Origin of the sequence: Synechococcales cyanobacterium T60_A2020_003 (assembly GCA_015272205.1) — a bacterium.
GTDB lineage: Bacteria > Cyanobacteriota > Cyanobacteriia > RECH01 > RECH01 > JACYMB01.
In genome coordinates, this window is the sequence record JACYMB010000116.1 from 1 (window position 1) to 20,659 (window position 20,659).

22 protein-coding genes are annotated in these 20,659 nt (G+C 51.0%); 13 read left to right on the forward strand and 9 right to left on the reverse strand.

Annotated elements, in window-relative coordinates:
- Nucleotides 1-137 precede the first annotated feature (137 nt).
- The 3 genes from IGR76_06010 to IGR76_06020 all read left to right on the forward strand — a co-directional run bounded on the left by IGR76_06010 (nucleotide 138) and on the right by IGR76_06020 (nucleotide 3,464).
- Nucleotides 138-692, forward strand: a complete 555-nt coding sequence (locus IGR76_06010; GenBank protein ID MBF2078072.1) for an MliC family protein — start codon at nucleotides 138-140, stop codon at nucleotides 690-692.
- Between the two features lie 181 nt (nucleotides 693-873).
- Nucleotides 874-1,518, forward strand: coding sequence for a bifunctional phosphoribosyl-AMP cyclohydrolase/phosphoribosyl-ATP diphosphatase HisIE (locus tag IGR76_06015; protein MBF2078073.1), 645 nt, complete (start codon nucleotides 874-876; stop codon nucleotides 1,516-1,518).
- 329 nt (nucleotides 1,519-1,847) lie between these two features.
- Complete coding sequence (locus IGR76_06020) at nucleotides 1,848-3,464, forward strand: carboxylate-amine ligase (protein MBF2078074.1); 1,617 nt, start codon at nucleotides 1,848-1,850, stop codon at nucleotides 3,462-3,464.
- 29 nt (nucleotides 3,465-3,493) lie between these two features.
- Here the strand turns inward: IGR76_06020 and IGR76_06025 are convergent, their stop codons facing one another.
- Nucleotides 3,494-3,637, reverse strand: a complete 144-nt coding sequence (locus IGR76_06025; protein MBF2078075.1) for a hypothetical protein — start codon at nucleotides 3,635-3,637, stop codon at nucleotides 3,494-3,496.
- 699 nt (nucleotides 3,638-4,336) lie between these two features.
- Between IGR76_06025 and IGR76_06030 the strand changes: the two genes are divergently transcribed.
- From IGR76_06030 to IGR76_06045, 4 genes are all read left to right on the forward strand, one after another.
- Nucleotides 4,337-4,726, forward strand: coding sequence for a 6-pyruvoyl tetrahydropterin synthase family protein (locus tag IGR76_06030; GenBank protein MBF2078076.1), 390 nt, complete (start codon nucleotides 4,337-4,339; stop codon nucleotides 4,724-4,726).
- A complete protein-coding gene (locus tag IGR76_06035; protein ID MBF2078077.1) occupies nucleotides 4,713-5,330 on the forward strand; it encodes a 7-carboxy-7-deazaguanine synthase QueE in 618 nt (205 codons plus the stop codon). The genes IGR76_06030 and IGR76_06035 overlap by 14 nt, the downstream gene beginning before the upstream one ends.
- 2 nt (nucleotides 5,331-5,332) lie before the next feature.
- The gene (gene queC / locus IGR76_06040; GenBank protein MBF2078078.1) at nucleotides 5,333-6,031 is read left to right on the forward strand and encodes a 7-cyano-7-deazaguanine synthase QueC; all 699 of its coding nucleotides are present in this window, start codon (nucleotides 5,333-5,335) and stop codon (nucleotides 6,029-6,031) included.
- A 233-nt stretch (nucleotides 6,032-6,264) separates the two neighbouring features.
- On the forward strand, nucleotides 6,265-6,756 hold the full coding sequence (locus IGR76_06045) for a DUF2267 domain-containing protein (GenBank protein ID MBF2078079.1): 492 nt from the start codon (nucleotides 6,265-6,267) through the stop codon (nucleotides 6,754-6,756).
- A gap of 94 nt (nucleotides 6,757-6,850) precedes the next feature.
- Here the strand turns inward: IGR76_06045 and IGR76_06050 are convergent, their stop codons facing one another.
- Nucleotides 6,851-7,747 carry a CoB--CoM heterodisulfide reductase iron-sulfur subunit B family protein gene (locus IGR76_06050; GenBank protein ID MBF2078080.1) on the reverse strand — a complete coding sequence of 299 codons (897 nt, stop codon included), beginning with the start codon at nucleotides 7,745-7,747 and terminating at the stop codon, nucleotides 6,851-6,853.
- 384 nt (nucleotides 7,748-8,131) lie between these two features.
- On the opposite strand from IGR76_06050, the gene acpP reads away from it, so the two are divergent.
- From acpP to tkt, 3 genes are all read left to right on the forward strand, one after another.
- Entirely contained in the window at nucleotides 8,132-8,374 is a 243-nt protein-coding gene (acpP, locus tag IGR76_06055) for an acyl carrier protein (protein ID MBF2078081.1), read from the forward strand.
- 95 nt (nucleotides 8,375-8,469) lie between these two features.
- Nucleotides 8,470-9,729, forward strand: a complete 1,260-nt coding sequence (gene fabF, locus IGR76_06060; protein MBF2078082.1) for a beta-ketoacyl-ACP synthase II — start codon at nucleotides 8,470-8,472, stop codon at nucleotides 9,727-9,729.
- A gap of 384 nt (nucleotides 9,730-10,113) precedes the next feature.
- The gene (gene tkt / locus IGR76_06065) at nucleotides 10,114-12,129 is read left to right on the forward strand and encodes a transketolase (protein MBF2078083.1); all 2,016 of its coding nucleotides are present in this window, start codon (nucleotides 10,114-10,116) and stop codon (nucleotides 12,127-12,129) included.
- 179 nt (nucleotides 12,130-12,308) lie between these two features.
- Here tkt and IGR76_06070 read toward each other — a convergent pair whose 3' ends face one another.
- From IGR76_06070 to IGR76_06085, 4 genes are all read right to left on the reverse strand, one after another.
- The gene (locus IGR76_06070) at nucleotides 12,309-12,590 is read right to left on the reverse strand and encodes a YggT family protein (protein MBF2078084.1); all 282 of its coding nucleotides are present in this window, start codon (nucleotides 12,588-12,590) and stop codon (nucleotides 12,309-12,311) included.
- An 87-nt stretch (nucleotides 12,591-12,677) separates the two neighbouring features.
- On the reverse strand, nucleotides 12,678-13,010 hold the full coding sequence (locus IGR76_06075; protein ID MBF2078085.1) for a hypothetical protein: 333 nt from the start codon (nucleotides 13,008-13,010) through the stop codon (nucleotides 12,678-12,680).
- A gap of 174 nt (nucleotides 13,011-13,184) precedes the next feature.
- Entirely contained in the window at nucleotides 13,185-13,838 is a 654-nt protein-coding gene (upp, locus tag IGR76_06080) for a uracil phosphoribosyltransferase (GenBank protein ID MBF2078086.1), read from the reverse strand.
- Between the two features lie 146 nt (nucleotides 13,839-13,984).
- Complete coding sequence (locus IGR76_06085; GenBank protein MBF2078087.1) at nucleotides 13,985-14,572, reverse strand: PAP/fibrillin family protein; 588 nt, start codon at nucleotides 14,570-14,572, stop codon at nucleotides 13,985-13,987.
- A 405-nt stretch (nucleotides 14,573-14,977) separates the two neighbouring features.
- Here IGR76_06085 and IGR76_06090 point away from each other — a divergent pair, with 405 nt between their 5' ends.
- The 3 genes from IGR76_06090 (at nucleotide 14,978) to IGR76_06100 (ending at nucleotide 17,453) form a co-directional block, all read left to right on the forward strand.
- Nucleotides 14,978-15,211 (forward strand): DUF3134 domain-containing protein, encoded by a 234-nt coding sequence (locus tag IGR76_06090; protein ID MBF2078088.1) that lies wholly within the window; start codon nucleotides 14,978-14,980, stop codon nucleotides 15,209-15,211.
- A 42-nt stretch (nucleotides 15,212-15,253) separates the two neighbouring features.
- A complete protein-coding gene (locus IGR76_06095) occupies nucleotides 15,254-16,351 on the forward strand; it encodes a phospho-N-acetylmuramoyl-pentapeptide-transferase (GenBank protein ID MBF2078089.1) in 1,098 nt (365 codons plus the stop codon).
- Between the two features lie 115 nt (nucleotides 16,352-16,466).
- Nucleotides 16,467-17,453, forward strand: a complete 987-nt coding sequence (locus IGR76_06100; GenBank protein MBF2078090.1) for an FTR1 family iron permease — start codon at nucleotides 16,467-16,469, stop codon at nucleotides 17,451-17,453.
- On the opposite strand, the gene IGR76_06105 is transcribed toward IGR76_06100, so the two are convergent.
- The 3 genes from IGR76_06105 to IGR76_06115 all read right to left on the reverse strand — a co-directional run bounded on the left by IGR76_06105 (nucleotide 17,386) and on the right by IGR76_06115 (nucleotide 20,611).
- Nucleotides 17,386-18,213 carry a pentapeptide repeat-containing protein gene (locus tag IGR76_06105; protein MBF2078091.1) on the reverse strand — a complete coding sequence of 276 codons (828 nt, stop codon included), beginning with the start codon at nucleotides 18,211-18,213 and terminating at the stop codon, nucleotides 17,386-17,388. The two genes, IGR76_06100 and IGR76_06105, sit on opposite strands and share 68 nt — an antisense overlap.
- Nucleotides 18,214-18,579: 366 nt before the next feature.
- A complete protein-coding gene (locus tag IGR76_06110) occupies nucleotides 18,580-19,308 on the reverse strand; it encodes an FHA domain-containing protein (protein ID MBF2078092.1) in 729 nt (242 codons plus the stop codon).
- Nucleotides 19,309-19,726: 418 nt separating this feature from the next.
- Entirely contained in the window at nucleotides 19,727-20,611 is an 885-nt protein-coding gene (locus IGR76_06115; GenBank protein ID MBF2078093.1) for an alpha/beta hydrolase, read from the reverse strand.
- Nucleotides 20,612-20,659 lie beyond the last annotated feature (48 nt).

The window sequence follows — 20,659 nt, forward strand, 5'->3', positions numbered from 1 at the left end:
AGAGCGATCTGGGGAAGCCCGCGCTCTACCCGATAGGGTGAGCGTCGGGAGGATGTCACTTCGGACGAGACGAAGACGCTTCACGATTCAATACTCCGATTTATCAACTTAATACAAACGCAACTTCACCTTGACCTATGAAACTCAAATTTGCTGGCCTAACTTTACTCTTAGCTCCAGGGGCATTCCTCGCCCTTAGCCTTCCTGCCCAAGCAGAAGTGCTAGCCAACTATGTCTGCGATGACAATCAAGTGTTTGACGTGACCTACAACCCGGATGAAAATACAGCAGAACTCGTGATCGGCGGCGAAACCTTGGTTTTACCCTCCATCGTCACCGCATCAGGAGCCGCTTACTCCGACGGCACCACCACCCTCTACACCGAGGGCCAAGATGCCTTCATTGAAGTCAATGGTGAGAGGACCTATAGCAACTGCGTCACCGATGCCGACTTTGCCACGGACTCTGAAATCACCAACGTCGAAGCCCAAGTCGAAGAGGATGGCGTGCTTGAAGAGTCGATGGAAGAGGAGAGCAGCAGCAGTAGCGTCGTTGTAGAAACGACTACTGTAACTACGGAATCTGTAGAAACTGTAGAAGTTACCCCGGCTCCGGCTCCGGCTCCGGCCCCCGCGCCCGCACCGCCCCCCGCCGCTACCCCCGCCCCTGCGCCAGTACGAGCGCTTTGGTAACTGCTATCTGAGTTATCATCGTAGACCCAGAATTGTGTGGCTTGGAACATGAGCTTACAACGTTCCAAGCCATACGCTTTTGAGGATTATTGAGCGTTTGCACCTGAGAAATTTGCGTCAAATCATCCCACCATCCAGTAAGGTGGGAAATGTTAGTCTTGATTGCACGCTGCACCGTTCCATGTCTACTGCTAAATCGTTTGCCTCGGCTGTTCCCGTTGATCAAATTCGCTACAACGATCAGGGACTTGTACCTGCCATTGTGCAGGATGTTTTAGATGGCACCGTGCTGATGATGGCATGGATGAACGCCGAATCGCTGCAAAAAACGCTAGAGACTGGAGAAACCTGGTTTTGGAGCCGATCGCGTTCGGAACTCTGGCACAAGGGCGCAACATCCGGTCACCTGCAATATGTGCAAGCCATTCGCTACGACTGTGATAGTGATACGCTGCTGATCACGGTTGAACAACAGGGAGATATCGCCTGTCATACGGGAGAACGAAGCTGTTTCCATCAGGTTGACGGACACATTACGCCTCCCCCTGCCGATATGCTGTCTCAAGTGTTTCAGGTCATTTGCGATCGCCGCGATCACCCCAATCCCGATTCTTATACCTGCAAACTGCTCGCGGGTGGCGACAATAAAATTCTGAAAAAAGTTGGCGAAGAGTCGGCAGAAGTGGTGATGGCTTGCAAGGATGACGATCCAGAGGCGATCGCCGGAGAAGTAGCCGATTTGTTCTATCACACCCTCGTGGCCTTGGCGCATCACAATGTCGATATCCGTGCTGTCTATCGCAAGTTGCAGGAACGACGACGCTAGATCCGCTCCGGAAATTGCACTTTGTTAAAGCATTCTCAAAAGGATTAGCCATTTAGTCGATTCAGGTTTACGCTGGAAAAATCTATAGTCCAGTTACACGACTCGTCTGGAACGGGGAGTAGTTCACTTGAATCACGTTTTATAGCGCGATCCGGTATGAGTTGTGAACGCAGTGCAGAGCGATCATCCCTGGTTAGGGCTCCGTCTCACCGTTTCAAGCCCTACACTGCGATTGTGATCACGCGATCGCCATTTTGCTGCAACACGCGGAAATGGTGAGCAGACCTTAACGATAACCAAGGGATTTTGATATGCTTTCCGCATTTTTAATGGATGATCGGTTTGGCACACCTAGCCCTATTCCACCCGAAAGCCACATCGAACACTTTAATCTGCTGCAAAACCAGTTTCGCGATCGCTGGAAAACCGCTGATATTTTTGAACCCAACGATCACGATATTTTGGTCGTGCCGTCACTGACCCTGGATCAGCGTGGCCTCAAGAATATTAAAGGGATCAATCACTACGAGGAACGTTTGCTCTTTTCCTTGATTCGGCTCCAGAATCCCGGCACGAGGTTGATTTACGTCACCTCCCAACCCATTCATCCCAGCATCATCGACTACTACCTCCACCTGTTACCAGGGATTCCCTTTTCCCATGCCCGGAGTCGCCTGCTGCTCCTCTCGGTATACGACTCGTCCTACAAGTCTCTCACCCAAAAGATCCTAGAGCGACCACGCCTCATGCAGCGCATCAAGCAAGCGTTAAGGCCGAACCGCTCCTTCATGACCTGCTTCAATTCAACTGAATTAGAACGTGACTTAGCGGTAGCCCTCGATATTCCCCTTTTAGCCGTTGATCCCGATTTATTGTACTGGGGCACCAAAAGCGGCAGTCGTCAGATCTTCGCAGAGTGCGGCGTTCCCCATCCGGCAGGCTCCGAGTTAGTGTCTAGCGTGGATGATCTTGCAGACGTTACTGCCCAGGTGTGGGAACAAAACCCAGACTTACAGCGCATCGTGATTAAGCTCAACGAAGGATTTTCAGGCGAAGGGAATGCCCTGTTCGACCTGCGTCCCCTCAGTCACCTGGCACCGAATACGGACGCAACCCATGCGGAACGAGTGCAGGGGGTGCGCGATCGCTTTCCGTTCCTCAGTTTCCAGGTCAAAACCGAAAATTGGGACACCTTTAGCAGCCGTATTCCCGATGTAGGGGCGATCGCCGAAGCCTTTGTGGAAGGAGACGAAAAGCGATCGCCCAGTGTGCAAGTTTGCATTATGCCCAACGGCAGCGTTGAGGTGCTGTCTACCCACGATCAAATTCTGGGGGGTCCCGATGGTCAAATCTTCCTGGGCTGTCGTTTTCCCGCCGATGAGGCCTATCGCCTCCGCATTCAGGAATGGGGTCTCAAAATTGGACAAAACTTGGCAGAGAAAGGCGCTCTAGAACGTCTAGGTATTGACTTTATCGCGGTACGCCATCCGGAACACGCAGGCACCCCAGAGGAGTGGGAACTCCAGGCCATCGAAATTAACCTCCGGAAGGGGGGAACGACCCATCCCTTTATGACGCTCAAACTACTGACAAACGGCAGCTATAACTTAGAAGACGGCCTATTCTACAGCCGTCAAGGAATGCCCAAATACTACATCGCCTCTGATAATGTAGAAAATCCGCAGTATCGGGGGCTGATGCCCGATGACCTCATGGATATCCTGGCGCGACACCACCTCAACTTCCAAAGCACGACCGAAACGGGCACCGTTTTTCATCTAATGGGATGCTTATCAGAATTTGGCAAGGTTGGCCTCACGAGCATTGGCAATTCCCTAGAAGAGGCTGAAGCAATTTATGACCAAGCGATCGCCATTCTAGATTTAGAGACGAACCAAGCAACCCCACCGGCTAGCTCCGCAGTTCCGTCCTATTCATTTGCGTGAGGTGCCCAATCCCACATATGCGAGTCCTGTTATTTCACTATCGACTGGAAGAGGGAGCTTGGATCAAGAGGATTGGGAACCGTGACGCTTTTGCCAGCCTGTGCGCCAATGGTAGCGGCGATCGCCAGCACCAGCGCTACAGCCGTTAACTTAATATCGGTGAAAAGAACCATTGCAAACCTAAATTTATAGGAGTATAAAATCACGCTGAGGCTGTAGACAGTTATACATGCAAAATAGTTCGCCTGCCATCTGCCTATTAGCGGAACTCAACAGAGATTGATGGGAAATCCCTGATCCACTGTCATCCCTCCAGGCGAGTTCCATTCCAAACACTCCAAAAAATATACTCAAAAAATACACTATTGTTGTGAATGTTTTGTTAACCTGCAGACAAAAGGCTTGGCCTCACGCCAAGCCCTACATTAATTTACAAATTCGAACAAGCTTACTAGGGGGAAGGAGTTTCGGCAGGGGTATCTGCAGTGCCGCCACCGCAAGCGCCAAGAATCGTAGCAAAACTGAGTACTAGACCAAGCGCAACAAGTCGAATGGGCATATCAAAATCCTCTAAGTACTGCTAAAAAGCGACATTTATACCGAATGAAGTCCTCAGGTACGGATCACACAAACCCTGCAGGGAGAAAATCAAGCCTTGCCAACTTGCTAGGAGCAAATTGGGCAACTCATGGTAACCTCTTCTGGCATAGAGTAGGGTTCAAAAGTGACCGTTTATATCCTGATTTACAGTAATAAAGCATATTTTTTTAGGATTTTAAACTGGTCATTTATTTTCCTATCTCAAGGTAGAGCCATAACTACTCAACTTGATCTCAATCTACGTCCAACGTCTTTCAATTTTTGAATCTCCCATGCCCAAATGGACATTGACAACAGAATTTGCGTTTGACAGCGCACATTTTATTCAAGACTACGATGGCCCCTGCGGGCGCATGCACGGCCACACCTACCGGGTCCGGATTCATACCACATCCGACACGCTGCATGCGTCTGACTATTGCCCCCATCCGGTGATGGTGGCAGACTTCCGCACCTTGCGTTGGGCCAAAAAGGATGTGATGAAAGGCGGGCTAGATCATGCCGTCTTAAACGATGTGCTGCCACCCGAGTATGCCACCACCGCTGAAATGATCGCCAAGTTCATTTATGACAAAACGAAGGAGCGCCTTCCCGAAGGCGTCAAGCTCAAGGTTGCTGTATCCGAAACCCCTGATAGCTGGGCTGAATATGAAGACGATTGATCCACCGCAAACGCTGTATCCCGTTGTGGAAACGTTTCACTCTGTCCAAGGCGAAGGTCACTGGGCAGGAACCAATGCTTTTTTTATTCGATTGGGTGGTTGTGATGTAGGCTGCTGGTTTTGCGATACCAAAGAGTCGTGGAATGCAAAACGGCATCCGCAGCAGTCTGCTCAGGATTTGGCGATCGCTGCCCAACAAGCCAATCCAGCGATCACTGTGATTACAGGCGGCGAACCCTTACTCCACAACCTAGATGCTTTAACCACTGAAGGACATCAGCGAGGGCTAACCCTGCATCTCGAAACATCGGGGGCACATCCCTTCAGCGGCACGTTTGACTGGGTGACCCTATCCCCTAAGTCCTTTAAGCCACCCCACGCCAGCGTTTATCCCCAGGTGAATGAACTGAAGGTGGTCATCACTCAGCCAGAAGATTTCCTCTGGGCAGAGCAGCACGCTCAACAGGTTCCCAGTTCAACTGTTCTCCGTCTGCAACCCGAGTGGAGTACCCCAGAAAGCCATCAGTGGATCGTTGATTATGTGCTGCGTCACCCGCAGTGGCGCATTAGTTTGCAAACCCACAAGGTTTTGGGAGTGAGATAACTGTGAGTTATGACAAACCAAAGGCTGTCGTGCTGTTATCCGGTGGCCTAGATTCTGCAACGGCAGCAGCCCAGGCGATCGCCGATGGGTACGACCTCATTGCCCTCTCGTTTCGCTACGGACAGCGCCACGACCGCGAGTTGCAGGCGGCGCAGGCGGTGGCGGCACATCTAGGCATTACCCGCCATCACATCGTGGATGTGAACCTAGCCCAATGGGGAGGCTCGGCCTTAACCGACGACACGATGGATCTCCCCACGAACGGTGTTATTCCTGACCAGATCCCGATCACCTATGTACCGGGACGCAATACCGTTTTTATCGCGATCGCCCTTTCCCTCGCCGAAGCCGCCGGAGCAGAGGCGATCTACCTGGGGATTAATGCCGTCGATTATTCTGGCTATCCCGATTGCCGTCCAGCCTATCTGGAGGCGTTCCAGCACTTAGCCACCCTTTCGTCCAAAGCAGGGCTAGAAGGACATGCACCCAAACTGGTTGCCCCCCTCGTCATGGACTCCAAGGTCGATATCGTGAAGCGAGCCATCCAGTTGGGCGTTCCCATCGCCCAAACCTGGTCATGCTATGCCGGAGAAGCCGAACCGTGCGGCTATTGCGATTCTTGTCGGATTCGCGATCGCGCCCTCATCGAAGCAGGATATCCCCACCTCGCAACCGCCGTCGGACGCACTGCTTTCGCATAGGTACGATCTACCCCATGTCCACGCCATAATTCCATTTCTGACATAACCGCTCCCGCTCCAAGACCAGAACCGCTGACCGAGCAAGGCATTCGCAACTCGAAACTCAAAACTCAAAACTCAAAATTGATATACGCCCTAACCCCCTGGTGTCCAGAATCTCTAACAAATGGCGGAGGCACAAAACAAGAATTGACGTTAGGATTATTAAGAATTGTTACTAGAGTTTAAGAAATATGGTTCAGAACCTACCGGAAGTTAAACGGTCTGGGGCGGGCTTACCGGATAACCAAACAAGTATGGTCTTCCTAGAAAAAGTGCGGCGTAAGGCAGGGCTTGAAGACCTGTATGACGCTAGAGATATTACAGAAGTGGTTTTCCGCACCATGCGCGACATGATGCCCAACAGATTAGTGGATCAGATCACAGCAAGCTTAACGGCCAGCCAAGCCAATACAGCGAGTTCTGACAACGACCTTGTCGAACTTTGGCAAGACACCAACAAGCTCGTTCGCTGGCTAAGTCGTGTCCGGCAGCCGTTAGACATCAAAGACGAAACGTTCCTTTTCCGAATCAGCCAGGAAGCGGGACTTTCACGGGGCATTCTACCGGAAGTGGCATTGGAAGCCGTTTTTTCTGCGCTCAAGGCTGAACTGCCCCGCGAGAAAAGTCAGGAAATTGCGGCTATTCTGCCTGGTTTTATCCGTCAAATCTGGCAAGGTGCTTAAGGGGCGCAGTCTAAAGACGCTGAGAACCAGAAACGCCGGAGGATTGAAGCTTAGCAATCGTCCAGCGTTTTCATTGGGACAAGGGCGATCGCCCCTAAAATCCTAGTTTTTCTAGAACGGGGCGCGTTGATACCACATGGCGATCCAGTCCTAAATCCTTGGACGGTACACCCAACGCCAACGCGACAATCTGAGATAGGTGCAGTACAGGTAGTCCCAACGATTGACCAATCACCTTCGCCACCTCTGGCTGCCGCGAATCTAGGTTCAGATGACATAAAGGACACGGGGTCACCATGCAATCAGCCCCAGCAGCGATCGCCTCTTGGATGTGTCCTCCCGCCATTTTGAATGAGGTCTCCGTTGCATAGCTAGACAGTGGCCAGCCGCAACACTGCGTCCGCCCCCGATAGTCCACCGGAGTTGCCCCCACAGCCCGCACCACATTTTCCAAGGAGGTGGGGGCAAAGGGGTCATCGTAGGGTAGATGTTTCTGCGCTCGCAGCAAATAGCATCCGTAGAAGGTCGCACACTTTAACCCACTGAGCTTACGGCTCACCTTCTTCGCCAGTGCATCTAATCCATAGTCGCCCACCAAAGCCCAGAGCAGGTGCTTCACCTCTGTAGACCCCTGGTATGGAGAACAGCCCTCTTTTTTTAACAATCCGTTCACCTGTTCGATGTAGTCCGGCTGATGCTGCTGGGCGTCTTTAAGACGTTCGTCTACGTGACCAATCACGCCCTGGCAAGTACTGCAATGGGTTAACAGGGGCAAGTTTAGCGATTCAGCTAAGGCAATATTGCGGGCATTGACCGTATCTTCGAGGAGTTGCGAGTCTTCTTTGAAGGTTCCCGATCCGCAGCACGAGGCTTTTTTAAGCTCTACGAGTTGAATATTCAAGGCGTGCGCCAACGCTTTTGTAGATTGATCTAATTCGCGGCAGGCTCCTTGCGCTACACAGCCTGGAAAGTAAGCATAGGTTAAAGTCATAGGTTCCGGTGCGATCGCACGATGCTCATCAAAACAGGGACAATTGGGCGTATTGTATTGAGCCGTTTATCCTCTGTTCCATCATCGCGTGTTTCCCCAAAAGCGATCGAACTCCTTACACTCCTTTAAGATCTCGTAAGATCTCAGACTGCCGAGAACGCATAACCCCATTGACCTTTTTCGCAGAGGCGTTAATGCGGGTACGCTTTCAGATAATATGTAGAGGTGCCTGGGTTCAGTTAATATGTAGAGATGCCTGGGTTCAGTCTTTCCGATACCCTGGCTGCATGTTGCTGAATGCACGTTCAGTCATTGCCGTAATTCGCGTTGTGCGAATGCAGCAATCAACAGCATTTTTATCGCCTAGAGTACGAGGAAGAGTCCATGAGTGACGAAACATTTCAGAAAGTAAAAAAGATTGTGTCCGAGCAGTTGGGCGTTGACGAAAGTCAAGTTACCCCTGAGGCTAGCTTTGCGAACGACTTGGGTGCTGACTCTTTGGATACCGTTGAGCTAGTCATGGCGCTGGAAGAAGAGTTTGACATCGAAATTCCCGATGAAGCTGCGGAGAACATCGCCACAGTGCAGGCCGCTGTTGACTACATCACCAGCAAAGCCGCTGCATAGCTCTAGTTTTGTTCGTATTGATTAATTCGTATTGATTAAGTAGAACCCTTTCTACGTTGTTTTAGTTTGGGTCGTTGAATCTCTTCCTTGACATCATGACAAGTTCTGATTCCATTCGTAAGCGCGTTGTTGTCACAGGGCTTGGTGCGATCACGCCAATTGGAAACACCGTCACCGAGTATTGGGACGGGTTGATGAGTGGCCGCAATGGCATTGGCTCCATCACCCATTTCGATGCGTCTAAGCATTCCTGCCGGATTGCCGGAGAGGTGAAAGGCTTTGATCCACTGGAGTATCTGGATAAGAAGGATGCTAAGCGCATGGATCGGTTTGCTCAATTTGCGATCGCCGCTAGTAAACAAGCGATCGCCGATGCGGGATTAGTGATCAACGACCTAAATGCTGAACAAATTGGAACGTTGATTGGTACTGGCATTGGCGGCATCAAGGTTATGGAAGATCAGCAAGAGATCTACCTCAGCCGGGGGCCCGATCGCTGTAGTCCATTCATGGTTCCGATGATGATTGCCAATATGGCCGCAGGTCTAACGGCGATCCATGTGGGGGCGAAGGGGCCTAACAACTGTACGGTAACGGCCTGCGCTGCGGGTTCAAACGCTGTCGGTGACGCCTTCCGCCTCGTGCAAAATGGCTATGCTCAAGCCATGATTTGCGGGGGTACAGAAGCGGCAATCACCCCCCTATCCGTTGCAGGCTTTGCCTCCGCTCGCGCCCTGTCCACCCGTAATGATGATCCAGAACATGCCTGCCGTCCGTTTGATCGCGATCGCGATGGGTTTGTGATGGGCGAAGGAGCTGGAATTCTGATTCTCGAAGAACTGGAGCACGCCCTGAGTCGGGGAGCCAAGATTTATGGCGAAATCGTCGGCTATGGCATGACCTGCGATGCCTATCACATGACCTCACCCGTTCCGGGAGGACTAGGAGCCGCCCGCGCGATTCAGCTTGCCCTCAAAGATGCCCAACTCTCTTCGGACAAGGTGAGTTATGTTAACGCGCACGGCACCAGCACCCCGGCAAATGATTCAACAGAAACCAATGCGATTAAAACGGCACTGGGAGATCACGCCCACACCATCGCAGTTAGCTCTACAAAGTCGATGACCGGACATTTGTTGGGCGGATCGGGTGGCATTGAAGCGGTGGCAACGGTCATGGCGATTGCCAACGATCGCGTTCCTCCAACGATCAACCTCGTCAATCCCGATGAAGCCTGCGATCTGGATTACGTTCCCAATACCAGCCGCGAGATGACCGTCAATGTTGCCCTGTCTAACTCATTTGGCTTTGGGGGACACAACGTGACGCTGGTGTTCCAAAAGTATTCCGCTTAGCTTCTGTGAAGCTTAACCTAAACTCGTATACCGAGTAACAGATTTTTTCGTCTTCTCACCCTTTTAGTAAGGAACCTTAATACGGTATATATAAAGTAACGATTTATTCTGATAAGTAACTATACTTATCAACCTGTCTGATTAATGGATGGGTTACTCGGCCTTGGGCTGTGCCAATTGTTCTCGCTTTTGATTCCGGTTTATGGCGAAAAAGTCAACGGATAGGCGAATTAAAGGCTCAGCCACCCGATCTTGAGGTACGGCTGGAGTAACCCTGTGACTTGTGAGCACGGATTTCGAGGGTCGCTCTTCCCTGAGGATGATTTTGGAATCTCGTCGTACTGAACCTTACGCCTTGCACCGTCGTTGATGTAATTAGGAATTATGGCTGTCGCAACCCAACTCTCGCTAGAAGAACTGTGTATTAACTCCATTCGCTTTTTGGCTATTGATGCCGTTGAAAAGGCGAAGTCTGGTCACCCCGGTCTGCCCATGGGCGCTGCTCCGATGGCGTTTGTGCTGTGGGACAAGTTCATGCGGGTTAACCCCAAAAATCCCTACTGGTTTAACCGCGATCGCTTTGTTCTGTCGGCGGGTCATGGCTGTATGTTGCAGTATGCCCTCATGTACCTTGCTGGGTATGACAGCGTTACCCTGGATGACATCAAGCAGTTTCGTCAGTGGAAATCAAAAACACCTGGACACCCTGAGAACTTTGAAACCCCTGGCGTGGAAGTGACCACTGGCCCTCTGGGTCAAGGAATTGCCAACGCCGTCGGTTTGGCTATGGCCGAAGCTCACCTTGCAGCCCGTTTCAATAAGCCCGATGCGACCTTAGTCGATCACTACACCTATGTCATCCTCGGCGATGGCTGCAACATGGAGGGCATCTCCGGTGAAGCTTGCTCTCTGGCAGGGCACTTGGGTTTAGGTAAACTGATTGCGCTGTACGATGACAACCATATCTCCATCGACGGGTCTACCGACATTGCTTTTACTGAAGATGTATCGAAGCGCTTTGAGGCTTATGGTTGGCACGTACTACACGTTGAAGATGGCAATACCGATTTAGCAGGCATTGCGAAGGCAATTGAGGAAGCAAAAGCTGTTACCGATAAGCCATCTCTCATCAAAGTTACAACGACAATTGGCTATGGTTCACCCAATAAAGCCAATACTGCTGGCGTGCACGGTGCCGCTTTAGGCGATGCCGAGATCAAGCTCACCCGCGAGAATCTGGGCTGGCCCTATGAGCCGTTTGAGGTTCCTGCAGACGCTCTGAATCACATGCGTAAGGCTGTTGAACGGGGTGCAAGCCTGGAAGCTGAGTGGGACAAGGTTTGGGCACAGTACAAGACTGCTTACCCCGCTGAAGCGGCGGAATTCGAGCGGATGACCAGCCGCAAGCTCCCTGAGGGCTGGGATAAGGTTCTGCCGACCTATACCCCTGAAGACAAAGCTCTGGCTAGCCGGAAGCACTCCGAGATCTGCCTAAATGCTCTAGCTCCCGTACTGCCTGAGTTAATTGGGGGTTCCGCTGACCTCACCCACTCCAACCTCACCGAGTTGAAAATCAGTGGCAACTTCCAGAAAGGTCAGTACGAAAACCGCAATATTCGCTTCGGTGTTCGTGAACATGGCATGGGTGCAATTTGTAATGGAATGGCGCTGCATCAATCTGGGTTGATTCCCTATGGTGCAACCTTCCTCGTCTTTACGGACTATATGCGGGCAGCGATCCGGATTTCCGCTCTGTCCCAGGCAGGCGTAATTTGGGTCATGACCCACGACTCGATCGCCCTCGGTGAAGACGGCCCGACCCACCAGCCTGTGGAGACTGTTGCATCCTTGCGGGCAATCCCTGGTTTGACGGTTCTGCGTCCGGCAGATGGTAACGAAACCTCTGGGGCTTACAAGGTGGCGATCGAGAATGCGATCAAGAATCGTCCTACCCTGTTAGCGCTCTCTCGCCAAAACTTAACGAACTTGGCAGGTTCTTCCATTGAAGGCGTAACCAAGGGAGCCTATACCGTGGTTGAGTGTGACGGTACACCCGATCTCATCCTGATTGGAACGGGTTCTGAGGTAGATTTGTGCGTGAAAGCTGCTGAGAAGCTGACCAGTGAAGGCAAGAAAGTCCGTGTTGTATCCATGCCAGCATGGGATCTGTTTGAGGCTCAAGATGCAGCGTACCGCGAGTCTGTCCTACCGAAAGCAGTTAAGAAGCGTCTTGTCGTTGAGGCGGGCACGAGCTTTGGCTGGTGTAAGTACGCGGGTTCTGAAGGGGACATCATTGGTGTTGATACCTTTGGTGCATCGGCTCCAGGCAATGTTTGTTTAGAGAAGTTTGGCTTCACCGTAGACAATGTTGTGGCACGAGCTAAGGCACTACTCAGCTAGGCTGAAAATCTGAATTGGGCTGGGAGTAATACTTCTGGCCTTCAGTAACAGAAAACAAGAACAAAGGAGGGGTGAATTACATCCCTCCTTCCTTTTTGGCGTTCCTTGTGGTGTTATGGAATTGGTTCAAGCAAGCTCACTACTGTGCCGTAGGTGTAACTGTTATCTAACGACAAAGTCTACATGGGGTAGGCGATCGCCACACTATTGACTGCACGCGCAACGAACTGTAGAAGAAAAATAGCCAAGATTGGGGATAGATCTAGCCCACCTAATGGCGGAATAAAGGAGCGAAACAGATTTAGGTAAGGGTCTGTAATTTGGCTCAGCGCCGCGAAGGGCTGACTCATCCAGTTCACCGTCGGAAACCAGCTCAGCAAAATGCGAATGATAATTAGCGCAACGTAGAAATTGAGAAACGTGCCAATCGACGTTGCTAAAAGGGCAGTCGTAGAATTCATGAGTTTTGTCTCAGCTTTACGTGAAATAAGATAGCAACCGCTCAAGAATAGTTTAACGGATTGACTCCATACCTTGACGCGTTAGTGTTAATCCGATGTGAGGGACTCTTCATCGGAACTAGGCTTAGCATTGCCGTTAACCGTGTTCAACTGCTGGCGCACATCATCGATGGCATCATTCAGTTGGGCAATTTTGGTTTCTAGACCTCGACGTGCTGCCTCAATACTCTGCTCCGTGGGTGCTTTGAGTTTTTGGCGTGCCTCTTTGCTGCGGGCAGCCTTCAGTTTAGCTAGGCGATCGCCCCGTGTTTCCTCGCCACCTAGCCTAGACGCAACGACCACACCGACCACGCCCCCGACCACACCCCCGACCAGCGTACCCAGTAAAAATCCACCCAAAAAATTGTCAGACTGACTCATAATGCCTGAAGTATCTCAAAACGCAATCTAATCAACAATGCAGCCGTAGCCGCCAAACACATCAACATCGTAACGAGTAGTGTCCTGTTCCAAGCTTACTGATCAACGGTCGGCTTGCCCACTAAAACGTAGGATTCTGTGATGTTTACAAAGCGCTTGTGCATCTCCCCTGGGTCAAAACGTTCCGAAGGTGCGATCGCCCGCATCACCTAAACCAGGCACAATGAATCCCCGATCATTCAGCCCTTCATCAATGCCCGCCGCGTAAATGACTGTCTCTGGAAAGGCAGTCCCGATCTTCTGAAGGGCTGCTGGAGCCGCCACCACACAAACCCATCGAACATTGCTGGGCTGAATGCCCCGCTTTGTAAGCTCGGTCATCAGGGTCATACTCGTTCCCCCCGTAGCCAGCATCGGCTCAGGAATCAGAACTCGCGTGTTAGGGTCAAACGTGTCCGGCAATTTGTTGAGATACCAATGCGGCTCTAGGGTTTCTTCATTGCGCGCAATGCCCACATGGTAGATCGAGGCTAACGGCAGTAAGGACTGTGCCCCATCTAATAAGGAGAGCCCGGCTCTCAGCACTGGAATGATAACCGTAGGAACTTCCGGGTTAATGAACGTAGCCGCGCAGGGAGCGAGCGGCGTATCTACTGTTGTGTCGACCGTGGGTAACCAATCTCGAATTGCTTCGTAGGTGAGCCATCGCCCCAATTCCGTCATGGCACTTCGGAACAAAACAGACGGAGTTGATGCATCACGGGCAACACCCAGCCAGTGCTTAATCAGGGGATGAGGAGGAACGTAAATCCGAAGTTGCAGAGCCATAAATACTTAGAGTAGACAAACGTCGCTGAGAAAAGGGAACCCCTAATCGTGGCCGACAAAACCTGCCCTATGATACCGCCTTTCTAGAAGCAATTCGGCAATCCCCGTGCTCCTGCCTATTGAGTAAACGGTTGTGCCAATCCTGCTCAGGGTGATTTGGCTAAAACAAAGACGCTACCTTCGTTTCCTCGACCAATGCGTAAATCGGGATCAAGGTAGGTAATATCTAGCCAACCTTGCTGATTTTCACGGTTAATCTGAAAATCCAGGGCAACAAATTTCTGGCCTGCCTCAATTTGCTCTACAAACGTTGACACAGAGCGGTATTGAATTAAACGCTGTGGCCCAACAATTCCGCGTTCAAAGCGCACTTGCACCCGCCGTTTCGACGTTGGCTCAAACCGAGCGACGACACTGACAATCGATTCCAGCAACGGGAACCCATACAACTCTGCAACGTTATAGATCTTAGTGGTCGATACTCGGATGAACTGGTAGATCTCCCCCAGCTTCAAGACAGGAAATTGATCTAAGCGCAGTAACTCTTGGCTGGTCGTGTATAGCAGTCGCCAATTTCCATCCAGCAGTTCGCTAGCCTCCAGCGGGTTGGGAGTTGGGTTGCGGTCTTCAAGCTGAGCGATGTTGGCTAATATGGCTTGCTTATCAATAGGACTTGCAAGAATTCCTCGATTTTTTCCGGCGATCGCATTTAAAAGTTCTGTTTTAATTAGCATGAGATGCGATAAAGTGGTGCGTAAGATTTGTAGCTTGACCTAGATATAGCGTTTAGAAGGGGATTAAGTTGGCTTCAGCAGTCACATCTATATCTTCAGCTTGTTCAAAACGCTATTGATGTTTTAAGACGTGTGTGTTATTCACATGACCAGGATGGGGTAATCCTAACGGAGTTTTGCCGTTGCTAGCCAGGTTAAGTTCGGACGTCCGCCATCTAGATTGATAGAAATTCTTGATTTTTGTTCACGAATTGTATCGATCTGACGTAATCTACTAGTGTCGAGCTAGCTCGACCAGAGACTCAGATTTGCGTGTTGCGGCCTCGCGTTTGATTCCCGAAGCAGAAAACGCAACACATCGCTAAGATTAACATCTACCCTTTTTATTGATTAACAATTCTGCACATGTACAATCCTGCGCTTAGAGAACAACCTCGCGAAGAACCCGCTAAAGTGATTCCGCCAACGCAAGGGGAGTCTATTCTTGACTGGCTTGAACGTACGGGGCGGCTGTTAGAACGCGAAAGCAGCGACACGTATTATGGTGACGATGAAGCTGAGATCAACGATCTCATGGCTGGTGAGGATGATAGCTACGACGATGATGATGATGACGACATGCTAGAAGTTGACGACTAGCGGTTCGTGACTCATGTGTGGTGTGGAGTGAGATAAGCAATTGTGGATGCCAAGATTTTTATCAATGATGTAAGAGGCGTGACGGGGCGAGGATTATTCCTCATCCTGGCCGCCTCTTTGACCTGTGCTGCCCTTGCGCTGGACTGGTCAGCAGGTACTCTCTTTCAAGGTGGAGCCTCACTGACGCTCCCATTTCTGGTAACCGCGATCGCGACGGTAGCGTTGGGATACCAGGTCATTCCAATGCTGAGAGCACTCAAAGCGGGGCAATTTATCCGCGAAGATGGGCCAAAGTCTCATCACCAGAAAGCGGGCACACCGACCATGGGCGGCATTTTCTTTGTGCCAACGGCTGTGGCGATCGCCATTCTTTGGTCAGGTTTTGCTCCTGATGTTTTAGCGGTGAGCGCGTTAACCCTTGGCTATGCCGCGATCGGCTGGTTAGATGATTGGCAAATTTTGCGCCGTCGATCGAATAAGGGAATTTCGCCACGCATGAAGCTGTTGCTGCAAATCGCGTTTGGCGGCCTGTTTTGCCTGTGGGCATTGACAACTCAATCTGCGGAGTTAACCACGCTTGTCCTACCGCTGGGCTTAACTCTTCCCCTAGGCGGATTATTCTGGCTGATCGGCTGGTTTGCCCTGGTTGCTGAAAGTAATGCCACAAACTTAACCGATGGTTTGGATGGCCTTGCTAGTGGTACAGCAGCGATCGCCCTCATGGGACTAGCGGTATTGGTTGCGCCTACCTCAGCGGGACTGATGATTTTTTGTGCGGCGATGAGTGGAGCGTGTGTCGGATTCCTGGCTCACAACCGTAACCCAGCACGGGTGTTCATGGGAGACACGGGGTCGCTAGCGCTTGGGGGTGCTTTAGCCGCCACTGCGTTGCTGAGTCAGCATTTGTTTGGTCTCTTAGTGCTTAGCGGATTGTTTTTTGTCGAAACTCTTTCAGTGATTGCTCAGGTAGGCTATTACAAAGCCACCAAGGACGAGCATGGAGTTGGTAAGCGATTGTTTAAGATGGCTCCTCTCCATCACCATCTAGAATTAATCGGCTGGACCGAAACGCAAATTGTGGCTCGGTTCTACCTCATTAGTGCCGCGTTGGCGATCGCCTATCTAACCCTGATCGCTTAAGTGAAGGCTTCACAACCTACTTAATCTCCAACCTCCACCCGCAAAAATGCCCTCTGAGCCAGCCTCAGGGGGCATTTGCGTTATGATCGACCTGTCGCGATTAGAGAGGGCATCCATGCCAGATTTGAGTGCAGCACTGCCTACATTTGTAATTACCCTGCGAGAAGGCGTAGAAGCGTCCCTCGTCGTGGGCATTGTGATGGCGTACTTGCAAAAAGCGCAGCGCACCTCGTTGTACTCCTGGGTGTACGGCGGAATCGCAGCGGGTCTCCTAGCGAGCGTTGCCGTAGGCTGGATATTCCTCAGCGTGCTACAGTCCTTAGAAGCATCCAATGCCACCTACGCTCCGATTCTCAAAGCGGCTTTAGAGGGGAGTTTTAGCCTCATTGCGGTAGGGCTACTGAGCTGGATGCTGGTGTGGATGACCCGACAGGCCAGATCCCTAAAATCCGACGTTGAGGCCGCTGTAAATTCGGCCTTAGAGCGATCGCCCGATCAGAGTTCGCACATTAGCATTGCCGCCGGAAGCAGCATCTTAACGTTGGTGTTAATCGCGGTACTGCGGGAAGGGTTTGAAACCGTTGTCTTTATCGCGGCCCAGTTCCAAGAGGGATACGTACCGATTTTGGGTGCGATCGCAGGCTTGATCGGAGCCGTCGGCATTGGCATTTTGTTGTTCAAGCTAGGCGTCAAAATTAATCTGCGACTGTTCTTTCAGGTGATGGGCGTCCTGCTGCTGCTGATTGTGTCCGGTCTTGTTGTGACGACCCTACGCCATGCCGATCGCGCCATTGCCCTGCTTAGCCAAACAAATCCAGCGTGGAGCCAGGCATGCTTCAGCCAGGACTCTTGCATTCTTGGGTTTCGGGTCTGGGATGCTAGCGCCGTACTGCCCGATCGCCAATTTCCCGGACTCCTCCTCAAAGCCTTCTTCGGCTACACCCAAAACCTATACCTTGTACAGGCGATCGCCTACCTCGTATTTCTAATCAGTATTGGAGGGCTATATTTTCAAAGCTTGACGGGCGGGCAACCTAGAAAGGCAAGCCAGGAAAGCCGCCCTGTGTCAGAAATTGCAGCGCCATCCCGCTCAGAGACGTAAGGAAGTTTAAGAAGTTCGGACGGCCTGCGGTCACTTCAACTTCCCCTGCTTCTTTATAAGCTGTCGCTAAGGCGATGAGTTGTTGTGATACCTCCTGCCCCTGTTGGCTGTTAGCCGTCAAATACAGTTGGTTGGATAAGGTGGCATCCGCGATCGCCCCATCGGGGTCGCCCATCCGGTAGCGGGCGATCGCTCGGGCTAACACTGCATTTGCAAAGTCCGGCTGAGCCTCATAGGCCTGAGTATAGTAATCAATTGCGCCTTGATAATTGCCTCGACGGGATTCCACCATTCCCCACATATACAGCTCTTGAGGCGTTAGGGCTGAGGGGGGTAATCCCACCGCACCTACCATCACCGTACCTTCAAACACAGTGCCATCGATAATGGCGTCCGTAAAATACGCTTCGCGCAGATCCGCTCCAGCGAAATTTGTGCCAGTCAAATCGGCCTCTGACAAATCGGCACCCAAAAGCGTTGCTCTCGATAGATCAGCGCCACTCAGATCTGCCCCTCGCAAGTCAGCCCGGCTTAAATTGGCACCCCGTAAATCCGCACTGCTGAGGTCAACACCCTCTAAATTTCCATGTACCAGCCCCGCCCGATTTAAGTCGCATCCTTGACATTCCCGCGTGTTCATGAGCTGTTGCAGATCCTCAAGATTTTCAGCACGGGCAGGCACAGCAAACCATGCCAGAAGCGATATCGCAGCGACTGAGGCAGAAATTGTACCGATGGATTGAATATTCGTTTTCCTCATAGGTCAAACTATGCCCTCAATGGCATTATCTGGTTTGATGGTGAATCTTACGCTAGGCTCCAAGCCTAAAGTAGTAATCACCCTAAAGCTAATGGGTTAGACTGCTTTCATAATGCTTACTTGTTGCCCATTGTAACGACGAAAAGGCACAACATACAGCTTTACTATAGTTTGGCAGCGCTACAGCTAGATGATCCCTAGTAATTCACAATTATTATCGCTATTCTAGTGAGCATTGCAGCCTTGAGCTTGCAAAACCGTATTCGGGAGCCGCGCAATGCTTGACTCCCAAGCCGAAGCTTGTGTATGAGTTAGCCTGTAAGGAATATAGGATAGAGCGATCCTTGTAACACTGTGAGCGATCGCTCAATTGCCATCGTTGGTACTACGGTGCGACATAAACATGTAGGTCGATGTATCCTCCAAGATTGACCGAGCAGTATCAGCGCTCTCGTCAGTTTTCGCCGACGCTGTTGTATTTGCCTCAACGGACGGGGCAAGCGGAGCAGTTGGCGGCGCATCAACAATGCTAATTTTACTCAGCATTACATCGGAAAGCCTTCCCATCTCGCGGAGAGAATCGCACTCGAAAAACGTGAAGGTAAAGCTGCCCAAACGAACGCGATCGCCCTCCTGGAGCAAGATATGATGACGGATGGCTTCTCCATTCACATAGGAACCATTGCTGCTACCCAGGTCAACGAGGTAAAAGCCTTCGCCGTCAATGTACTCAATCGCAGCATGCACCCGCGACATGCGAGAGTCGCGAATCGGAATTGCAACGTTCCGAGAATCGCGCCCAATCGTCCAAATATTTTGACCTTGGGTCAGTGCTTGAGTTTTATGTCCCACTAAGTTGGTTACCAGTAAAACCTGCTGTTCTATCACCATGCCCTGGATAAATGGGATCGTAGAAATGTGGACAAATTGGCTACCCGTAGTCTCTAGACTGAGAATTTCATCCAGTAATCCACGATTTTGTTCGTACAAGCGTAGGAAAACTTGATACAAACCGAGGCGCTGGGTGATTTCTAAATCTTCGGAGGAATTCAGTGCACTCAGAAAATCACTGTTCAAAAAGTTTGAATCCATCATACATACACAGCGTTAATCGAATTTTCTCCCGGTTTCCTATCAATAACCAGGCATATAGCGTGCAGACAGCTAACAAGATTTAAGAGTGATGGAAGACTTCCCTGGATTCGCAATGTACACCTGATTACACCAAAGGGGCTTTCAAGCTTTCGTCTTAAATCCAACGGCCGTAGCGCTAAGCTATCCAAGATAAAGGAAAAGTTACACAGACTTTACTAACTACCATAGGCTTTCTCCCCCCCTTTATAAAACCGCATAAATACTGGTACACCCACGCAGAGAACGTTGAGCGACCAGAACATCCGCGCTATGGGCATCGGTTTTGAATCCTTTGTGCAATTTCGCATGAATCGCCGCCGCGTCGAATTATTGAACTACGCAAGTCCTAAGCGTTCATACCAACATTTAGGAATGGCTCTTACCCTATAGATTGCCGCAAAAAGTGCAGCAATTCCCGATTAACAGTCTGCGGTGCTTCTTGCTGGATCCAGTGACCGCAGTGGGACACCAATTTAAGTTCTAACGGGGCAGCCACTAGAGTTTCAAATCCTCGAACCAAATCATGGCTGAGCAGCGAATCCTCTTCACTCCACAAAATTAGGGTTGGCATCTGAACCGGATCGGGCGATCGCCCAATCAGTCTGAATAGCGACGGTGGCGCAAACAATTGGCGATAGGCACTGAGCGCCGCTGCAATCACCCCTGGCTTTTCCAATGCCGCTTGGTATATTTCAGCATCCGTAGCCGTAAACGCCCCCTTGCGTACAGACTGATCCTGGAATAGTGCCTTAACAATTCGATGAAGATTTTGACGAATGACCCATTCAGGCAATCCTGGAAGCTGGCACGCCAGTAAGTACCAACTGCGGCGAAGCTGATCCATATTACTCGCTAGCTCTTGGACAAACTGCCGGGGATGGGGCGCATTCAAGACCGCGAGTCGATGCACCATATTTGGGAATCGCTGCGCCATATTCCAAGCCAGAGTCCCGCCAAAGTCATGACCCACAAGATATGCCTTTTGATAGCCCAGATTTTTGATGAGTCCCTGGATATCCCGCGTCAGGGTGTCTAAGTCGTACCCAGTTTTGGGCTTATCTGAATCGTTATACCCCCGGAGATCAGGCACAACCACCTTAAAGTGCCGGGCCAGATTTGGAATTTGTCGCCGCCACGAATACCAAAACTCCAGAAACCCGTGGAGCAGGATCACTAACTCTCCCTCGCCCTGAGTCACGAAATGTAGGCGGATATCGTTGGTTTCAATGTATTGGTGTTGCCAGGTTAAGCATTGAACAGCCATAAGATTTGAGGCGGGAGACGAAGGAAAGTGTAGGACATCCAAAAGATT

Bases quoted from the DNA above. Each gene is read 5' to 3' on its own strand.
- IGR76_06090 (MBF2078088.1), top strand. From the start codon at position 14,978: ATGTACAATCCTGCGCTTAGAGAACAACCTCGCGAAGAACCCGCTAAA.
- IGR76_06025 (MBF2078075.1), bottom strand. From the start codon at position 3,637: ATGGTTCTTTTCACCGATATTAAGTTAACGGCTGTAGCGCTGGTGCTG.
- IGR76_06105 (MBF2078091.1), bottom strand. From the start codon at position 18,213: ATGAGGAAAACGAATATTCAATCCATCGGTACAATTTCTGCCTCAGTC.
- IGR76_06045 (MBF2078079.1), top strand. From the start codon at position 6,265: ATGGTTCAGAACCTACCGGAAGTTAAACGGTCTGGGGCGGGCTTACCG.
- IGR76_06085 (MBF2078087.1), bottom strand. From the start codon at position 14,572: ATGCTAATTAAAACAGAACTTTTAAATGCGATCGCCGGAAAAAATCGA.
- IGR76_06050 (MBF2078080.1), bottom strand. From the start codon at position 7,747: ATGACTTTAACCTATGCTTACTTTCCAGGCTGTGTAGCGCAAGGAGCC.
- IGR76_06115 (MBF2078093.1), bottom strand. From the start codon at position 20,611: ATGGCTGTTCAATGCTTAACCTGGCAACACCAATACATTGAAACCAAC.
- tkt (MBF2078083.1), top strand. From the start codon at position 10,114: ATGGCTGTCGCAACCCAACTCTCGCTAGAAGAACTGTGTATTAACTCC.
- IGR76_06110 (MBF2078092.1), bottom strand. From the start codon at position 19,308: ATGATGGATTCAAACTTTTTGAACAGTGATTTTCTGAGTGCACTGAAT.
- acpP (MBF2078081.1), top strand. From the start codon at position 8,132: ATGAGTGACGAAACATTTCAGAAAGTAAAAAAGATTGTGTCCGAGCAG.
- fabF (MBF2078082.1), top strand. From the start codon at position 8,470: ATGACAAGTTCTGATTCCATTCGTAAGCGCGTTGTTGTCACAGGGCTT.
- IGR76_06070 (MBF2078084.1), bottom strand. From the start codon at position 12,590: ATGAATTCTACGACTGCCCTTTTAGCAACGTCGATTGGCACGTTTCTC.
- IGR76_06075 (MBF2078085.1), bottom strand. From the start codon at position 13,010: ATGAGTCAGTCTGACAATTTTTTGGGTGGATTTTTACTGGGTACGCTG.
- IGR76_06030 (MBF2078076.1), top strand. From the start codon at position 4,337: ATGCCCAAATGGACATTGACAACAGAATTTGCGTTTGACAGCGCACAT.
- IGR76_06035 (MBF2078077.1), top strand. From the start codon at position 4,713: ATGAAGACGATTGATCCACCGCAAACGCTGTATCCCGTTGTGGAAACG.
- upp (MBF2078086.1), bottom strand. From the start codon at position 13,838: ATGGCTCTGCAACTTCGGATTTACGTTCCTCCTCATCCCCTGATTAAG.
- IGR76_06100 (MBF2078090.1), top strand. From the start codon at position 16,467: ATGCCAGATTTGAGTGCAGCACTGCCTACATTTGTAATTACCCTGCGA.
- IGR76_06010 (MBF2078072.1), top strand. From the start codon at position 138: ATGAAACTCAAATTTGCTGGCCTAACTTTACTCTTAGCTCCAGGGGCA.
- IGR76_06020 (MBF2078074.1), top strand. From the start codon at position 1,848: ATGGATGATCGGTTTGGCACACCTAGCCCTATTCCACCCGAAAGCCAC.
- IGR76_06015 (MBF2078073.1), top strand. From the start codon at position 874: ATGTCTACTGCTAAATCGTTTGCCTCGGCTGTTCCCGTTGATCAAATT.